Here is a 17,200-nt window from a genome sequence, read left to right as displayed (position 1 = left end):
CAATAAAAGAGATTGATAGTTTAATTATTTTGCTGAAACAAAGAATAATAGGATGAACTGGTTTTTTCCCATGACCAATAATTTTGAGCAAATTCGGAGACTTTTTCCCTTAAACTTGTGAGATATTCGCCTTGGGATACAATTTCTTCTAATTTTCTCGACCATTCATCTTCACTGTGAGAATAATTAACGGAAGCAGAAAAGATTAATCCTTCTAATTGAGGGTATTGGTTGGCACTCTCATCGCTAACAAAAGCAGGTGTACCACAGGCCATAGCTTCTTGAATCACAAGAGGGAAGGCTTCTCCTACACTAGGCAAAATAAGTAAGTCTGCACATTGATATAGGGGAGTTAGTTGAGATTTTTGTAAATTTTCCCAGACATGAACATTATTTAAGTTCCATTGTTTTGGATTTAAATTTCCCCATCCTGCAAATAACCATTCTATTTCTTGATAATTTCTCGCCAATTTTTCAAGAAGTTTTAAGCCTTTTTTTTCGACAAATCTTCCTACAAATAAAATTGTTAGTTTATTAGGATTTAAGTTGAATTGCTTTTTAATATGTAGTCTTTTTTCTAATTTTACAGGATAAAAGATATTTGTATCGACACCATTAGGAATAAAGGCTGGTTTTCTTTTATATTTTGTTTTCAAACTATCCCAGTAGTCTTCTATAACTTTACTACAAAATACGGTGCGATCGCATCTACTTAAAATATATTTACCAAGAGTATTATTAACCAATTTAAGCAGAAAAGAAAATAATTTATTACTAAAGGGAATAAAGCCAATATGCTGAGTAATAATTACAGGTTTACCCTGTTTTTTTGTGATGTAAAAAGCCATTAAATTGCCGATGTAAATATATTCATGAAGATGAACTAAATCAACCTGCTTAATTTGTCGCCATAGTTGACGATAAATAGTCAAACTCCATAGGGGATAAGCAAAACCAAATTTTTTTTCAATGATATTTGAAGTGGGAATAGATATACATTCTAAAAACTGATTATTTTGAGGCGGTGAGTCAGTATTACTAGCAAACCATTTGATTTCTACTTTATTTTTAGATAACTGATTAATAATTTCTCCAGCAACTACTTCTACTCCTCCTTTATGTTCAGGAAAATAATGAGTAACGACTAATATTTTCATATAATTAAAAATAAATTATTTATTTGAGGATGCTTCTTTTTTCTTAAAACTCCATTTTTTATGGAAAAAATAATTAAAAGGGGTTAAAACTGCCATAAGCAAAATATTAGCGTAAAGATACCATATATTAACTAAATCAACAAGGACATACATGGCAAAAACGTTAAGGATATAACTAGATAACATAACGCTATAGTATTTCCATAGCTCACGCCAAAATAACTTTTTTTTAGTTTGAAATGTATAATATTTATTGAGATAAAAACCGATAAAATTTGTGACAACGATAGTGATAACAGTGGAAATTAAATAATTAATATGAATGATAGAAGTCAATACATACATTATTATCAAACTTAATCCAGCACAAAATCCGCCTACCCCTAAAAATCGAAAAATCCTCAAATTTAATAAATCCCTAATTTTTTCCATGTTAAAACTAATTTGTATCCCAATTATTTGTTAAAATCCATAAATTACTAATATATCAATCCTATCTATGGGTTAGGTAAAATTTGAGGCGTTGGTGAATTAAACTGTGATTTTTATTTTAGGTCGGGAATGAAAAATAGGACAAAGTTAAAAGGGCAACGATTCACAGGGTAAGAGGCAAAAGGCAAGGTATTGAATTAATACTCACCCTAACATCCCAACACCCTAAAAGCCCCAACTTCCCCAATATCCTGAAACCTTTTTTAGGAATAACTTATCATATCCAAAGTAAAAAGCCTTTATTTTTGATTCGACCCAAGAAAATTTATATTCTCATGACTGAAGAAAAAAAACAAGATTTAGATCAAGATTTAGAATTACAAAGAGATATTTTTCAGGGGCGAGAATTCACTCTGGCGGATTTCATCGCTAAAGAAGGAGGGGATTTTCTGAAAGGGGAATCACCTGTACCTAAAATTATACAACTAAAAACAGAAATCAATTTTTTCATCAAAAATAATTTACAAGATTTATCAGGTTCGTTACAAGCAGTTTTACAGGATTGGGTGAATATTAGCGACGACAAAATTAGTTCAAATCAGGAAAATCCATTAAATGCTTTGAGCTTAATAATTGAAGAAATAATTAGTAATGATAATTTATATTATGAATTTGTTAGGCAGGTGGACTTAAAATGGGGTCAAATGTACCAAGAACGTCCTTACTTTCAGAAGCCGGGGCAACCTCCCCATCCCGAAGATGAATATACTCATGAGTCTGTCAAAATTCAATTATTAGATTTACTCGCTAGGATAAAGTCATAATTAACCTGAGTTTGGGATAAATTTTCATCTATGAGTGATGACGAAAAGGGCAATGTGCAAAGTAAAAGGGCAGAGGGCAATGGGCAAGGGGCAAAGGAAAAATTAAGAATTAAGAATTAAAAACTCCGAACTCCTGTAGGGGCGAATGGCCATTCGCCCCTACTTTCCCCTCTCACCCTCTCCCCTCATCTCCTCATCCCCCTACCACCTGCAACCTGAAACTTGAAACCTACCCTAATACTTTAACTGGGCAACATCGCTTTATTCATTAGCACTCTTATCCTTTACGTTTTTGACAATGCGGGATAACTCACTTTTTTCATCCACTGCAATGCGAGTAGGAGAACCGCTAATAATACGCTCATAGTTGCGGAAAGAGTCTTTGATGTCTGGACCTTCACGACTGATAGTATATTCTCTAATACCTTTATCATGCCATGAGCCGCGCATTTTGAAGACGTTTAACGCCCGTGACATTTCTCCTTTTATTTCGACATATTGCAACATTAAAATGGTGTCGGTAATGGTAGAAATATGAGATTCGGTTATGGAGTGAGCTCCCATAAATTGATCAGTTGTATTGGTGAAAAAGCCTGTAATTTCTTCCTGTTTAGCGTAGCCTGTTACGCCGATGACGAATTGACGGAAAGCATTATTAGTAACACCTCTAGCTAAAGCTGACAAAGAATCGATCGCAATTCTACTGGGTTTAAATTCAGCAATTTCTGATTTTATCATCTGTAAATGATCTTCTAATCCTGCCGATTCTGGATAAGAACATAATAGCTTAAGTAAGCCCTTTTTCTCCATTTCTTCAAAGTCTATCCCCCATGAAAAAGCATTACGGGATAATTGCGCCCTTGATTCTTCATAGGCAAAGAGTATCGCCCTTTCACCCTGTCGGCAACCTTCTTCGAGGAATTTACTAACCAATAGGGTTTTTCCTGTACCTGTTGCCCCTGTCGCCAAGATGATAGAGTCTTTAAAGAAACCTCCTCCGCACATCTCGTCAAGGGTTTTAATCCCAGAGGAAATACGGGCATTAGATGAGCGTTGGGTAAGTTGCATCGCACCGAGGGGAAAGATATTGATACCATCAATAGTAATAGTAAAGGGATATTCTCCCTTCATGTGAGTAGTACCCCGTAATTTTAAAATTTCAATAGTTCTTCTACGTCTCTCTCCCTCTAAAACGTTGCGTACAATTACCACGTTATCAGAAACAAATTCTTCTACCCCAAAACGTGCGATCGGACCATATTCATCTAATCTTTCAGTTGTCATTACAGAAGTCACGTCAAGGCTTTTAAGTCTTGCCACTAGGCGAAAAATCTCCCGTCTCACCACTGCGGCCGCATCATATTGTTGAAAAATAGCTGTAACAGAATCGATCGAGACTAATTTTGCCTTATACTTTTTAACAGCATATTGGATTCTTTCAATTAGAGCAGATAGATCAAAGTTACCAACAACTTCTTGCCCTTCAGGATCGGGAGAAGCATCTAAAATAAAGAGTTTACCCTGTTCAACTAGACTTTCTAAATCCCATCCAAAACTGTAGGCGTTCTTGATTATATCATTGGGAGATTCTTCAAAGGTGATAAATAATCCGGGATAGTCGAAGTATTTAATACCATGATAAAGAAATTGAATCGCAAAAAGGGTTTTTCCTGTACCTGAAGTACCACTGACAAGAGTTGTCCTACCCATTGGTAAACCACCATGACTGATTTCATCAAATCCTTCAATCATAGTGCGAATTTTTTTTACTCCTTTTGCTTTTAATTCTTCCTTATTTATATTCATTTTTTATAATTTGAGTATTAATTTGAATTATGTAAAAGTTAAATTTTGTTTTTTAAAAATGGTTTTATAGACTGTTAGTAATTTATCAGAAATTACTATTTTTAACTATTCTCTCTCTCTTATTTCTTCATATAATAAATCAAGGCCAATTAAAACTTTTTCTCGATCCGATAAATCTCCAATAATTTTTCTCACTGGAGGAGGTAAAACTTTTGATAAAGTAGGAGTGGCTAGAATTTTATCTTCTTCCGCCAATTGAGGATTTTTCAAAACATCAATTACTTTCAGGGCATATACACCCTTAAATTCTTCTTCAAGGATATTTTTTAGAGTTTTTAAAGCCCTAACGGAATTAGGAGTATTTCCCGCTACATATAATTTGAGGACATAGGTTTTTTTGATAGGACTCATGGATGTGATTTAAAAGATTATTAATGGTTATTTATTATTATTTATATTCTATAATTACTTATACACTTAATCTACTGTAAAGAGAACATCAAAAGGTAAATCTTCTTTAGGAATTGAACGACGATACATTTCGCAAAGATGAGCAATTATGTCAATTAATGCGAGACGATAATCTAATAAAATATCTTCATTTCTTCCCTCTAATTTTAATTGTTGAGCAAATTCATCCATTAATTCCATGTGAATTTCTAATATTTGAGAAACAGATAAGTCTGCAAAAAATGCCTGATTAACAAATTGATCTATCGCTTGATTAACTTCATTTTCCTGATTAAAATATTCAAGAATAATTTGGCGATATTGTTCCCCCATTTGTGTGATAAATTCTTCCTTTTCCGTCTGGGAAAGATGACGATAAAAATAACTAGGATTACGCTTATAATAAACCCCTAAATAACCTAGTCTTTCTTTTAGCTTTTCAGCTAGTCTTCTCTGTTGTAATAGTAAAAAATTCTGCTTTTCTTCTATTTTTTTATGGGTATTTTGATTCCCCGGATTTTCCGTAATTGAGCAACTAGGGGCAAGATGTAAAAATTGAGTAATTGCCTTATCTATATAGTGATTAATATGATTTAATCTATTTAGTGTTAATTTAACTTCTGCAGTATGAAAAGTGTGATTCCCTATAGGCGTATCAGTGGTTAATTCCAGAGGAATAGGGTTAGAGTTATGTTCTATCAAAGAAGGGTTTTCAAGGTTATCTGGTTCAAGAATAATCACAGGTAAAATCAATCCCTGTTCATAAAACTCGTTGATAATGGGAATACTTAAATCGTTTTTGAGGATAATAAGACAATCGAGGTTTTCTTTATTGTTTACGACAAAGCCTCCCAATTCACTGGCAGAATTAAGTATATGCAAATCATAGCGATCGCCACTCAATAATTCTGTTAAAGAGTGTACAATTTTGGTTTCGGGGGCAAAAATACAGATTGATAATCTTGAAGACAAGGGATTTTCACTAATCACTATATATTACTTTAACTAAGCTATATATTAACTTGAGTTTTTACTAATAATCAACTTTATGTCTTGGATATTTTAAGGATGAAGATGAGTTATTGAGAGTTTAGGGGATTGGAGCATTGGGGTATTGGGGAGTTTGGGAAGAGATGTCAGGTTGCGAGTTGCAGGTGTTAGGGTGTTTGGGTATTAGGGGTTCAGAGTTAAGAGTTAGAAGTTATTAATTATCAACTATTTACCCTTGCCCCTTGCCTCTTGCCCTTTTAACTCCATAGATTTGTTGCTGATTTGTTGCTATAGAGTCATTAGCCAGAAGTTGAATAAATGAGCAAAAAGCCAATACCTTGCCAATAAAACTTAATAAATGGACTGGTTCAATCAATGGAATTAAGTTGCAAATATGGGGAATATGGGTATTTTATGGAGTATTAATAGACTTTCGAACCAATGCTCTAACTCTAAAGTTTTCTCAGGTTTTCCGATAGTTGTCTCGCACGATTTGTAATTTCTTGCCAGTTATCCTCCATTATTAAATCAGTGGGAAATAAATCACTGGCTAATCCGATCGCGATCGCACCTGCTTTGATATAATCAACAGCATTAGTTATATTTACTCCCCCCGTAGGAATAAGAGGAATATGGGGTAAAGGAGCAAGAATATTTTTCAGGTAAGTAACACCCCCTACCGACTGAATGGGGAAAACTTTAACGGTTTTTGCACCATAATTAAAAGCTGTGATAATTTCTGTGGGAGACAAAGCACCCGGTATCATCGGAATATTATGATAATGAGCTAAAGCTAATAAATCTGGATCAAAATGAGGGGTAAAACAAAATTGTATCCCAGATGCGATCGCATTTGTCAAAAAATCATGACTTAAAATTGTACCAGCACCGATATAACAAGAAGGTAACTCATCTCTTAAAGTGGAAATTAACTCCAATGGTTGATAACTATTTCCCGTCACCTCAATTAACTTAACTCCTGCTTTTGCCATAGCATGAGCCTGTTTTCTGCCTAACTCCAAATTGTTACACCTAATTACCGCAATTAAACGATTTTTTTGTAAAACAGAAAGCCAACGATCTAACATAGGTAATAAAGAGAAAATAAAATTGATAATTATTCGTTCATAACTAATAATGAATAATTGATTAGTAGTTATTGGTTTAGGGACAACAAAAGTGAGAATACTGGTATTATCATGGGAGTTTCCACCGAGAATTGTGGGGGGCATTGCTCGTCATGTTGCTGAATTATACCCTGAAATCGTTAAGTTGAACAATGAAGTTCATTTAATTACGGTTAGAACAGGAGACTCTCCCATTTTAGAACAAGTGGAAGGCATTAATGTACATCGTTTAGAGGTTATTCCAGAGGATGATTTTTTTCGTTGGATTATCCACATGAATAATGTTATGCGTAGCTACGCTGAAGATTTGATTTCCCAGATGGGGGGTTTTGATTTAATTCATGCCCATGATTGGCTTGTGGCAGATAGTGCTATTCCCCTAAAACATCGCTTTAAAATTCCCTTGATTACTACTATTCATGCTACAGAATACGGTCGTCATAATGGTATTCACAATGAAACTCAAGCCTATATTGCCAGTAAAGAAGGTACATTAATTTACGAATCATGGCGCGTAATAGTGTGTAGTGATTATATGCGTTTTGAGGTTCATCGAGCCCTTGGATGTCCCAAAGATAAAATAGATATTATTTATAATGGCATTCGTCCCGAAAAAAAAGCTAGACTACCCCAATTTGATTCTCAAAAATTTAGGCGTAAGTTTGCTCAAGATGATGAAAAAATCATTTACTATGTGGGTAGAATGACTTACGAAAAAGGAATCCATGTCTTATTAAAAGCGGCGGGAAAAGTTTTACAAGACTTAAATGGTAAAGTAAAGTTAGTTATTATCGGTGGTGGTAATACTGATTTTTATCAAGATTTAGCCCATAGTTTAGGTATCTGGCAACATTGCAATTTTACAGGTTTTATGTCGGAAGAAGACTTAAATAAATTTACAACCATTGCCGATTGTGCTGTTTTTCCCAGTTTATATGAACCTTTTGGTATTGTTGTTTTAGAAAGTTTTGCTTCTCGTGTACCTGTAGTTGTTTCAGATGCAGGAGGACTTCCCGAAGTGGTAAGACACACTAATACAGGGATTGTCACCCAAGTAAATAACCCTCATTCTCTAGCGTGGGGAATATTGGAAATATTAAAAAATCCTGACTATGCCCAATCTATGATAAAAAATGCTTATCAAGATTTATTTACTCGCTTTCAATGGTCAAAATTAGCTCAACAAACTATTGATACTTATGGTATTGTTGCTAGAGAAAGACAATTGACTATTTGGGAATAAGTGGAATCATCATCATTTAAGCTAAGGAATGTATTGAAGTTGTTTGGTTAAGAAAGGAAATAGGAAATAGGCACTATTGCAATGGGTAGATATTTGAATTATTGGCGTTGCTGAATCAAGTATAAAAGAACAAATGTATGTAAAATGATTTTGACAATAATTGGTTGATTTTCTTAACACCTGACACCTGATGCCTGACACCTATACTGCCGGGGGAAATCATACCCAAAATCAGTAAAGCAGAACTATTTTCAAGAATTAAGAGAAAATGTAGGTTAAATGCGTCTTAGCTTGGTTAGAATATCCAAAAGAATCTTTTTGTCGAGGAGAAATGCTATTTCATGAATTTTTCATGGCGTCAACGGTTGAATATTTCCCGCTTTGCAATTCATCATCCCCGTTTGACTATTAGTTTTTGGTTAGGAGTTGCCATTGCTGGTATATTAGCTTTTTCTTCTCTTAAATATGCTCTTTTTCCTGATGTTACTTTTCCTGTGGTTATTATTCGGGCGAGTAGTGATATAGTTAATCCTATCGAAAATAGCGATCGCATCACCACTATTTTAGAAAAACCATTATTATCTCTTGAGGGAGTAGAATCCGTTACTTCTACAACATATCCCCGTGAAACGGTTATTAATACTCTTTTCTTTGCAGGAAAAACTTTAGAGGAAACCACAGACATTGTTAAAGAAACCATAGCGGAGGTTGATTTACCTGCTAACACTAAATTAGAAATCATCCCCTACAATCTTAATGAATCCACTGCCATCAGCTATGCTTTAACCAGTAAGAGTCAAAATTTAGAAGAAATCGCCACCATTGCCATAGAAGAAATTATCCCCAACTTAGAAAAAATAGATGGTATTCTCAAGGTTAATCTTTTGGGTTTGAGTGAAGATAGCCAAGAAATTAAACAAGATATTAACCCCAGTATTGTTAATTTTAATGGAGAGTCTGCATTAGGGTTACAAGTAATTAAAAAAGGAAGTGGTAATACCCTAGAAGTAGTTAAAAAAGTTAAAACAGCAATCAATCAATTACAAAATCAGTTTGCAGATATTCAGTTTAATATTGCCCAAACGGAAGCAAATTATATTCAAGAAGCGACTCAAGCAACCATTGATAGTCTAATTCTTGCCATTATTTTAGCAATCTTGGTGATTTTTCCTTTTCTCAATAGTTTTAAAGCCACTTTTATTACAGCTTTAGCCATACCTCTTTCATTATTAGGTACTTTTATTGTCATGGCAACGGCTTCTTTTAATTTAGAAACAATTACCTTATTGGCTTTAGCTTTAGTCATCGGCATAGTGGTAGATGATGCTATTGTCGAAGTAGAAAATATTAGCCGTCATATTTCCGAGGGAGAAACCCCCAAACAAGCCGCCTTAAAGGGTAGCGATGAAATCGGTTTAACTGTGTCTGCCTCTACCCTCACCATTGTGGCTGTGTTTTTACCTGTTGCTTTCACTACTGGTAATGTTAAACAATTTTTTCTCCCCTTTGCTTTAACTGTCTCTACTGCCGTCATGGTTTCTCTATTGGTTGCTCGAACTCTTACGCCTGTACTTTGTATGTATTGGTTAAAATCTGTTCCCAAACAAGGGTTAGATAAAAATGAAGTAAGAGAAAATAAATTTTTGAATAGCTATCAAAAAATATTACATTGGTCATTATTGCATCGAAAAGTAGTAATTATTTTTGCTTTACTTAGTTTCATTATTGGTATTGCTTTAATACCCCTCATTCCTCAAGGTTTTATTCCTCAATTAGACAGGGGGGAATTTAATGTTATCTATACCACTGAGTTACCAAAACTCTCTCTTAATCTTGAGAATAATTCGGAAGCAAACACCACAGAAAACCAATCTAATTCTCCTTTTAATTGGATAGGTGATATTGCCGAGAATCCCAATGGTTTTATTTTAAGGCGAACTCGTCGGGCAGGGGATAAAATTCAAGAAGCTATCTTGGCTAATCCAGATGTGGAAACTGTATTTAATATAGTGGGATTGCGATCGCAGCCAAACAGAGGTAGAATTTATGTTAAATTAAAATCCGACAGGCAAACTGACACCATTACGATTCAAAGTCAAATTAGAGATAGCCTTCCCTCTCTCAAAGGAGTAAATATCAGCGTTGAAGATATAAAATTCATCGATACGGGAGATGCTAAACCTTTTTCTTTTTCTCTAATTAGTGAAAACATCACTTCTCTTTATTCTGGTGCAGAAAAAATAAAACCCGTTTTAGAGCAAATATCTGGTTTACAAGACTTAAGTATGTCTCCCACCGATATTACCATTTCTTCCGAGCAAAATCCCCAAATAATTGAGCATCAGCAAGGAAAACCATCTGTAACTTTTACCGCCAATTTAGGAGAAGGAGAAGCACTAGGAAATTTAACCAAGCAAATAGTAAACACCATTCAACCCCTTTTACCCACTGATGTCACTTTATCCATTGGGGGTGATTCTGCCAGAATGTGGGAAGTATTAAGGCAATTTAGCTTTGTGTTAGGTTTTTCCGTTTTATTAATGTTGGGAGTTTTATGGCTACTTTTTGGTAGTTTAAGAGAGCCTTTAGTAGTAGGATTATCTTTACCTTTATCTATTGTAGGGGCAATGTTAGCTCTTTTAGTGACTCAAAGTGACTTTGGGATGATTTCTCTAATCGGTTTTATCTTCCTATTGGGATTGTTAGATAAAAATACTTTACTCTTGGTTGATTATATTAATCAATTGCGTCAACAAGGGATGAATCGACACGAAGCAATTATTAAAGGTTGTACAATCAGGCTACGTCCAATTTTGATGACAACCCTTTCAACGATACTCGGAATGCTACCCATTGCCATCGGCTTGGGGGCTGGTGCGGAATTAAGACAACCAATGGCAGTAGCAATTATTGGCGGTTTAATCACGTCTTCTCTTCTTAGTTTGATATTTGTACCAGTTTTTTATAGCATTATGGAAGATATTTGGTTTAAGGCTAAAACCGATACTTAATAAGTAACCCCACGATAAGTTCTAGGTTTTCTTTTTGGTGTCGCAGAGGGTTTATTTTGAGGGGGATTAGCAACTTCTGTGGACTGACTCATCACTACACCACGATACACTACTAAATCCTCGGAAGCATCTAAGATAGTTGATTCTGCTTGATTTTTTCTAGCCTTTAAGCGATCGAAACTATCACTATTAGAAGAATACTGGAAAATATTATATTCTGTTTTTGAGTAATTGTCATTTGATGTTTCTTGAGAAGACAATTTAACTCCGCTTACTCGGCTATTATTTTCGGATTCATTACCATCAAGTGCTGACATCAAAGAAGACTGAAGATTAATGTTTGCTTCTACAGGAGAGACATTATTCTGATTCTTGACTTCTACATTAACGACTTTTTCTTCTTCCCATACAGTATAAGAATAATTGGTTTCGATAACAAAACTTTCTTTTCCTAAACCTTCTATTTCTGCACAGAGATTTAAGGCTTTTTCCCTAAATTTTTTCGGTAAATCAGACTTGCGCCTAAATTTCTTCGTCAGGTAAGTCATGGTTAGGGATTTTTGAACATCAGCAAGAGAGATTCCTTGTTGAGTTAACTCATGGGCGGTTAGTATTTTCATGGTCAGAAATGTTTTCCAATAAAGGACTTGTTGATGAATATTGTTTTACTTAGTTATTAATACTAGGGTAATTAAGTAGGGTAAATAGTAATCTAAAATACACTTTAACTAATTTATTTAGAATAATTACTTTTTCTAAAATTTAGTATCTAATTTGACTTATTTTATGAATAAAGTGTAGTCAAAATAACAAAAAAATATAGATTGAGATCAATAATTACAGTTTTATATTTTGTGCAGTATTGTAGAGAATAATTACAAAAAAGATACTTGACTCTTGAGTTAGAATATATCAGAAAATAAATAAGTATAAAACCCTTACCCTGTGCCTTTTGCCCACCCCACCCTCACCTAAATATTTTTAGCACTCCTCACTTATCTACGGTATTTGATAACTAAAATATTTATCCGATGAAGGATTTGTATCAGGTAAAAGTAAACGCCATGTTTTTCCTGCATTCTGCCTTTGCAAATTTAAGGTGAAACTATTTTTAATTTTTTTCCCTTTATTTTTATTGTTTTTTGTGATTACTAAATAATCTCCTGTTAAGTGATACGTAGGTAAGTTAAATTTATTGCTAGGTTCAATTTTTCTAATGTTGATTTTTTCTATTTTTATGGTAGGCTTTTGAGTACCTAAGTGTGTGCTTAAAACTCCATATTGTTTGTCCATTTGTAGTGCGATCGCTTTTTCAATTATAGTTGCATCAGGCGCAAATTCTAAGGGAGGGGGATTAACGGAGCAACCAGTCATGATAAAATAAAGGGCAAAACAAATAAGTATTCTAGCTATTTTCAACATTTTTTTATTAAACCTCTATCCATTACAAAAAAGAAAATAGAAATAAGAAGAATTTAATTAATAAAATATAAGGTTTATTCCTTACAAAATATTATAATTATCCTCGCACTTATAAGAAAATGACTGATAACTCCGAGAAAAATATTTACTCTGTAATTGAGTTAAAAAAATCTCTTAAGAGAACGATGATTCAATTACAAAAAGCGATCGATATTCTCAATCAAAATTCTCCTGATGATTTACCAAATTTAACTGTTGTAGAAAACCTAGTTAAATCTAGTAATGCTTTAGTGGACTATCTTCAACTGAAAAATTCTTCTGGCGAAGTTAACATGAATACCGTTCAAAGTCAAGAGGAAAAAACAGAAACTTCAGAACCGAAACAAGTAAGAAATAGCAATAAAAAACAGAAATCTTTTTTTAAAACCAACCAAAACTTTTTACTGGTATTAGTATTAATTGTTAGTGTATCCTTTAATATTATTGCATTAACAAATAATTCTATTTTTCCAAGAAAAAATGTGCCTGTAGCCAGTAATATAAAAGATGAAGAAATAGTTTCTAAAACAGACAATGATGAGAATATAAATATAGGAGACAATATATTTTTAGAACCGCAAATAGAAGAAAAAGACAGTAAAATAAAAGAAAAAGAATCTTATCAAATAGGAGAAAATATTTTTCAAGAAGAAGAAAACAATCAAGAATTAGACACAAAAGTATCAGAGAAAAATGATAAGAATAATGAGGAAAATAACAATAATCCATCAGAACCAGAAATTATCTCATCTGAGGATGAAACTGATTTAATTAAAGAAAATCAAATAGATACTTTAGAATCACCTAATTTAAACTCAACAGAGTCTCAAGAAACATCTGAACCAAAACAACAGATTGAAGAAAACGATCAAGAGGATGAAGACATTTCTCTCTTAACCCTAAATCCAGAACAATATATTATCAAAAATATTGAAAATCAAATAGAAAATATTACCCAACAATATGGAGAGAATTTAATTGTAAGAGTAAAAGCTAATTTTTCTAATAATAGCTTAATTATAACCGTTGGAGAAAAGTGGGATGAACTTAGTAGCAATAAACAAAATAACTTTGCTGAAGAAGTCTTTAAAAAAGTTAAATCCTTAGATTTTTATAAGTTTAAATTAGAAAATACAGAAGGCAAAATATTAGCTAGAAATGCGGTAGTAGGAGAAGGTGTCATATTGATTCCGTAAGGCTAATAATTAGGGTAGGGGATTGGGCTATTGAGATGTTAGGGAGAAATTTTTTTATCTTAACTCTTAACTCCGTTCACGACTGAAAGGACTGTAAGAGCCTTCGGTGCGAACTCTCCGAACTCAAATTGCCCCTTGTCCTTTTAATTAATATTAGTATTAGTCTTCATGATCCTCAAAAGGATCGCCCAATTCTGCGGATGGAGGCCCAAAAGCAGTATAAATTGAAACACCAGTAATGGCGATTAAAACCGCCGCTATGCCAAAACCGATTAATGTAGCAGTATCCATAATTTGATATTTTTAATAGCGAGACTTTATGATTATATTTTCAGGGTAAGAGTCCCCTTATGTTATACTGATTTTAACGGCATTCGTGCCGAAGTTGCTATAGACTCAAAAAAAACTAATTTTAAGTCAAATTGACTGAGTTTCTGTAGTTTTTAGCGGTGTGACACATCGTTATGGCTTCTTAAGGCATCTTAGCACTATAATCTGTTTAGGTTATAAGGTTTGCTGAAAAGGAGAATCACCTTAAATAATCTTTTTTGGCTCGGAAACAAGAGAATTAAAGATTTAACGGGGTGAGTTGTCATATAATATTCGCTAGATAAAACATTATTATATAAATAGGTTGAATATGGCACAACGTACTGGTTTAGGTAACTTGCTCAGACCTTTAAACTCCGAGTATGGTAAAGTTGTACCCGGTTGGGGAACTACTCCTTTAATGGCAGTTTTCATGGTCTTATTTTTAGTTTTCTTATTAATTATTTTACAAATTTACAACTCCTCTATCTTATTAGAAGGTATTGATGTTGATTGGAGAAGTTTAGGTTAAAACACCAAATTTTTTCCTTGTTAATGTTTCCTTGTTAATGGTTGATTGTTGATTATTTTTTCATGCCTTTAATCCACAGAATTAGTGTTTATTAAGTTTGGTATGAAATAGATAATAAATGAATAGTAAATAAATATTTTATTCCCATGAATGTATTTGGCATTGGCTTACCCGAAATGATTTTGATTTTTGTGGTGGCTTTGTTGATTTTTGGTCCGAAAAAGTTACCAGAAATTGGTAGAAGTTTGGGCAAAACTCTTAAAGGGTTTCAAGAGGCTTCTAAAGAATTTCAAGAGGAATTTAAGAAGGAGGCGGAAAAAATTGAAGAAACCGTTTCCATGAAAGCTCAATTGGAGTCTAGCAAAGAAACAGAGGAAAATGTTGTCAATTCTAGCTCGGCAGAAAAAAACTCCTAAATTCTTCTTTTGTTAACCTTGTTTTTTAGTTTTATTCATGTTAATTTCTCGCTCTCCTGTTAGGATTAGTTTCTTTGGTGGTGGTACTGATTATCCAGAGTATTTTCTCCGTCATGGAGGGGCAGTTTTAGCAACGGCAATAGACAAGTTTTGTTATTTAACGGCTAGTCCTTTTCCTAGTCAGTTATTTGATTACAAGATTCGTCTTTCTTATCGACAGGTTGAGTTAGTAAAAAATGTTGAGCAAATACAACACAATGTTTATCGTGAGTGTTTGAAATTTTGCGGTTTGGAAGGGGATATAGAGTTACATAATGTGGCGGATTTACCTGCTTTTACGGGGTTGGGTTCGTCTTCTACTTTTACGGTGGCATTGCTTCAGGCTTTACATAGTTTTAAGGGGGAGTTTGTTCGCCCTTTGGATTTGGCTTATGAGGCTATTTATGTAGAGAGGCAGTTAGTTAAGGATAGGGTGGGTTGTCAGGATCAATTAATGGCGGCGGTGGGGGGATTTAACCTCGTTGAATTTCGTACGGAAACAGATATTCTAGTCCATAAAGTGCCGATTTCTCCTCAAAGGTTGGCAGAGTTTGAACAGCATTTATTTATTGTTTTTACGGGCATCAAGAGACGGGCGGCGCAGGTGGTTGCCCATCAGTTGGAAAAAGTTGTGGATAATACTGATACTTTAAAGATGATGCGTTTAATGGTGGATGAGGGATGGGATATTTTAACTAGCAATAAGCCTTTTTCGGTTTTTGGAGCATTGTTACATAAAGCATGGATGGCAAAACGCAGTCTTGCTTCGGCGATTTCTAATCCTCAGATTGATGAGATATACAATTTAGGGATTGGTGCAGGGGCATGGGGTGGTAAGTTATTGGGGGCTGGTGCTGGAGGTTTTATTTTGTTTTTTGCTCCTCCAGAGGTTCATCCTGCGTTAAAATCGGTTTTTGGCGATCGCCAAGTTTTGGATATAAAGGTAAATGCACCGGGTTCAGAAATTATTTTTTCTTCTTAGGTGGATTCTCGATAAGCAATTCTCAGTTTAGCCGATCGCGCTCTGGGATTTATTTTTTGTTCTTCTATACTAGGTATAATGGGCTTTTTGGTGACTATTTTTAACAAAGGATGCGATCGAAACTGATTTTTTACGATACGATCTTCTAGGCTATGAAAACTGATGATCGCAATTCTTGCTTCTGGTTTTAACCATGTGGGTGCTATTTGTAAAAATTTTTCCAACGAATTTAATTCTTCATTGACTTTGATTCTTAGAGCTTGAAAAGTCCTTGTGGCAGGGTGAATTTTACCATAACGATATTTACTAGGAACACAAGATGCGATCGCATCTGCAAGGGCGGTAGTAGTGTAAAAAGGACGTTTTTGGATAATCATTCGGGCAATACGGCGGGATAATCTTTCTTCTCCATAAAGAAAAATTAAATCTGCTAACTGCTTTTCTTGCCAGTGATTAACAATATCCTTGGCACTTAGAGATTGACTTTGATTCATACGCATATCTAAATCCCCTTCTAAGCGAAAACTAAAGCCCCTTTCTGGATTATCTAATTGGGGAGAACTAACCCCTAAATCGGCTATAATTCCATCAAACAGAGTATTAAAAGGTTTAAACTCAGCAAAATTTCCTTGAAAAAAAGAGATTTTATCCTGATAATTTTTGAGTTTTTCTTGGGCAAAATTAATAGCATTTATATCCTGATCAATAGCAGTTATTTTTACATTTTCTCCCTGTTTTAAAATTAATTCTGTATGCCCTCCTGCTCCCAAAGTTGCATCTAAGTAATGACCATTATTAATAATATTTAAAGAGTCTATAATTTCTTGAGGCAAAACAGATTGATGGTAAAATTGTGATTTATTTTCTGTTGTCATTTTTGCTTAAATTGAAAGATTGAATATCATAAAAATTAAATTTTAACTCTTCTTCTGTGGCAAAATATCCCTCAATAGAGAGTGAATGTCGAGTATCTTCTTCTAACAGATATAAACATTCTTGGTTTTCGACAATGGCTTCAGGTAGTTTCCCTAATTCATCTAAGAGTTTTTTTCTTTTGATAATTTTGATAATACTGTCACAATAGAGATGAGACATTTTCCGTTAAAATAGCCTATAAGCCTTAATTATTAACACTTTCATCTACTGTAACAGTTTTAGTGATTTTTGCTAATTATGACACTCCCATCTGAAATTACTAATTATCAACTCTTTACATATATTAAGT

At 33.9% G+C, this 17,200-nt stretch carries 18 protein-coding genes; 7 read left to right on the top strand and 11 right to left on the bottom strand.

The genetic code is table 11. The features are described 5' to 3' along the window. Positions 1 to 20: 20 nt before the first annotated feature. Positions 21 to 1,157 carry a glycosyltransferase family 4 protein gene (locus Dongsha4_RS01310; RefSeq protein ID WP_330203991.1) on the bottom strand — a complete coding sequence of 379 codons (1,137 nt, stop codon included), beginning with the start codon at positions 1,155 to 1,157 and terminating at the stop codon, positions 21 to 23. 15 nt (positions 1,158 to 1,172) lie between these two features. Then, on the bottom strand, positions 1,173 to 1,589 hold the full coding sequence (locus Dongsha4_RS01305) for a GtrA family protein (RefSeq protein ID WP_330203990.1): 417 nt from the start codon (positions 1,587 to 1,589) through the stop codon (positions 1,173 to 1,175). A gap of 335 nt (positions 1,590 to 1,924) precedes the next feature. Here Dongsha4_RS01305 and Dongsha4_RS01300 point away from each other — a divergent pair, with 335 nt between their 5' ends. Then, positions 1,925 to 2,413, top strand: a complete 489-nt coding sequence (locus tag Dongsha4_RS01300; protein ID WP_330203989.1) for a hypothetical protein — start codon at positions 1,925 to 1,927, stop codon at positions 2,411 to 2,413. Positions 2,414 to 2,674: 261 nt separating this feature from the next. Here Dongsha4_RS01300 and kaiC read toward each other — a convergent pair whose 3' ends face one another. The 4 genes from kaiC to Dongsha4_RS01280 all read right to left on the bottom strand — a co-directional run bounded on the left by kaiC (position 2,675) and on the right by Dongsha4_RS01280 (position 6,747). Continuing rightward, complete coding sequence (kaiC, locus tag Dongsha4_RS01295; RefSeq protein ID WP_330203988.1) at positions 2,675 to 4,219, bottom strand: circadian clock protein KaiC; 1,545 nt, start codon at positions 4,217 to 4,219, stop codon at positions 2,675 to 2,677. Between the two features lie 105 nt (positions 4,220 to 4,324). Next, positions 4,325 to 4,630, bottom strand: coding sequence for a circadian clock protein KaiB (gene kaiB / locus Dongsha4_RS01290; RefSeq protein WP_015221081.1), 306 nt, complete (start codon positions 4,628 to 4,630; stop codon positions 4,325 to 4,327). Between the two features lie 66 nt (positions 4,631 to 4,696). After that, complete coding sequence (locus Dongsha4_RS01285; protein WP_330203987.1) at positions 4,697 to 5,659, bottom strand: circadian clock protein KaiA; 963 nt, start codon at positions 5,657 to 5,659, stop codon at positions 4,697 to 4,699. Between the two features lie 452 nt (positions 5,660 to 6,111). Continuing rightward, on the bottom strand, positions 6,112 to 6,747 hold the full coding sequence (locus tag Dongsha4_RS01280) for a bifunctional 4-hydroxy-2-oxoglutarate aldolase/2-dehydro-3-deoxy-phosphogluconate aldolase (protein ID WP_330203986.1): 636 nt from the start codon (positions 6,745 to 6,747) through the stop codon (positions 6,112 to 6,114). Positions 6,748 to 6,838: 91 nt separating this feature from the next. Between Dongsha4_RS01280 and Dongsha4_RS01275 the strand changes: the two genes are divergently transcribed. After that, positions 6,839 to 8,029 carry a glycosyltransferase family 4 protein gene (locus Dongsha4_RS01275; RefSeq protein WP_330203985.1) on the top strand — a complete coding sequence of 397 codons (1,191 nt, stop codon included), beginning with the start codon at positions 6,839 to 6,841 and terminating at the stop codon, positions 8,027 to 8,029. 341 nt (positions 8,030 to 8,370) lie between these two features. Further along, positions 8,371 to 11,040, top strand: a complete 2,670-nt coding sequence (locus Dongsha4_RS01270) for an efflux RND transporter permease subunit (protein ID WP_330203984.1) — start codon at positions 8,371 to 8,373, stop codon at positions 11,038 to 11,040. Here Dongsha4_RS01270 and Dongsha4_RS01265 read toward each other — a convergent pair. Both Dongsha4_RS01265 and Dongsha4_RS01260 read right to left on the bottom strand, forming a co-directional pair. Further along, entirely contained in the window at positions 11,037 to 11,660 is a 624-nt protein-coding gene (locus Dongsha4_RS01265; RefSeq protein WP_330203983.1) for a hypothetical protein, read from the bottom strand. The genes Dongsha4_RS01270 and Dongsha4_RS01265 overlap by 4 nt on opposite strands. Positions 11,661 to 12,039: 379 nt before the next feature. Beyond that, complete coding sequence (locus Dongsha4_RS01260) at positions 12,040 to 12,462, bottom strand: hypothetical protein (protein WP_330203982.1); 423 nt, start codon at positions 12,460 to 12,462, stop codon at positions 12,040 to 12,042. Between the two features lie 119 nt (positions 12,463 to 12,581). Here Dongsha4_RS01260 and Dongsha4_RS01255 point away from each other — a divergent pair, with 119 nt between their 5' ends. Beyond that, positions 12,582 to 13,697: a hypothetical protein gene (locus Dongsha4_RS01255; protein ID WP_330203981.1), complete on the top strand. Its 1,116-nt coding sequence runs from the start codon at positions 12,582 to 12,584 to the stop codon at positions 13,695 to 13,697. A 159-nt stretch (positions 13,698 to 13,856) separates the two neighbouring features. Here the strand turns inward: Dongsha4_RS01255 and psbN are convergent, their stop codons facing one another. Beyond that, positions 13,857 to 13,988: a photosystem II reaction center protein PsbN gene (gene psbN, locus Dongsha4_RS01250; RefSeq protein WP_015218441.1), complete on the bottom strand. Its 132-nt coding sequence runs from the start codon at positions 13,986 to 13,988 to the stop codon at positions 13,857 to 13,859. A gap of 349 nt (positions 13,989 to 14,337) precedes the next feature. Between psbN and psbH the strand changes: the two genes are divergently transcribed. From psbH to Dongsha4_RS01235, 3 genes are all read left to right on the top strand, one after another. Further along, on the top strand, positions 14,338 to 14,538 hold the full coding sequence (psbH, locus tag Dongsha4_RS01245; protein ID WP_015218442.1) for a photosystem II reaction center phosphoprotein PsbH: 201 nt from the start codon (positions 14,338 to 14,340) through the stop codon (positions 14,536 to 14,538). A gap of 146 nt (positions 14,539 to 14,684) precedes the next feature. Further along, complete coding sequence (locus Dongsha4_RS01240) at positions 14,685 to 14,954, top strand: TatA/E family twin arginine-targeting protein translocase (protein ID WP_330203980.1); 270 nt, start codon at positions 14,685 to 14,687, stop codon at positions 14,952 to 14,954. A 37-nt stretch (positions 14,955 to 14,991) separates the two neighbouring features. Then, on the top strand, positions 14,992 to 15,975 hold the full coding sequence (locus tag Dongsha4_RS01235) for a GHMP kinase (RefSeq protein WP_330203979.1): 984 nt from the start codon (positions 14,992 to 14,994) through the stop codon (positions 15,973 to 15,975). Here Dongsha4_RS01235 and rsmH read toward each other — a convergent pair. Together rsmH and Dongsha4_RS01225 are read right to left on the bottom strand one after the other, a co-directional pair. Then, on the bottom strand, positions 15,972 to 16,850 hold the full coding sequence (gene rsmH, locus Dongsha4_RS01230; RefSeq protein ID WP_330203978.1) for a 16S rRNA (cytosine(1402)-N(4))-methyltransferase RsmH: 879 nt from the start codon (positions 16,848 to 16,850) through the stop codon (positions 15,972 to 15,974). The genes Dongsha4_RS01235 and rsmH overlap by 4 nt on opposite strands. Next, positions 16,834 to 17,070 (bottom strand): hypothetical protein, encoded by a 237-nt coding sequence (locus Dongsha4_RS01225; RefSeq protein ID WP_330203977.1) that lies wholly within the window; start codon positions 17,068 to 17,070, stop codon positions 16,834 to 16,836. Before Dongsha4_RS01225 ends, rsmH begins: the two co-directional genes overlap by 17 nt. Positions 17,071 to 17,200 lie beyond the last annotated feature (130 nt).

The sequence above is a fragment of the Cyanobacterium sp. Dongsha4 genome (assembly GCF_036345015.1).
In the GTDB taxonomy this organism is placed as follows: Bacteria; Cyanobacteriota; Cyanobacteriia; order Cyanobacteriales; family Cyanobacteriaceae; genus PCC-10605.
Note: the sequence above shows the minus strand (reverse complement) of the source record. Positions and strands in the feature narration are given on the sequence as shown.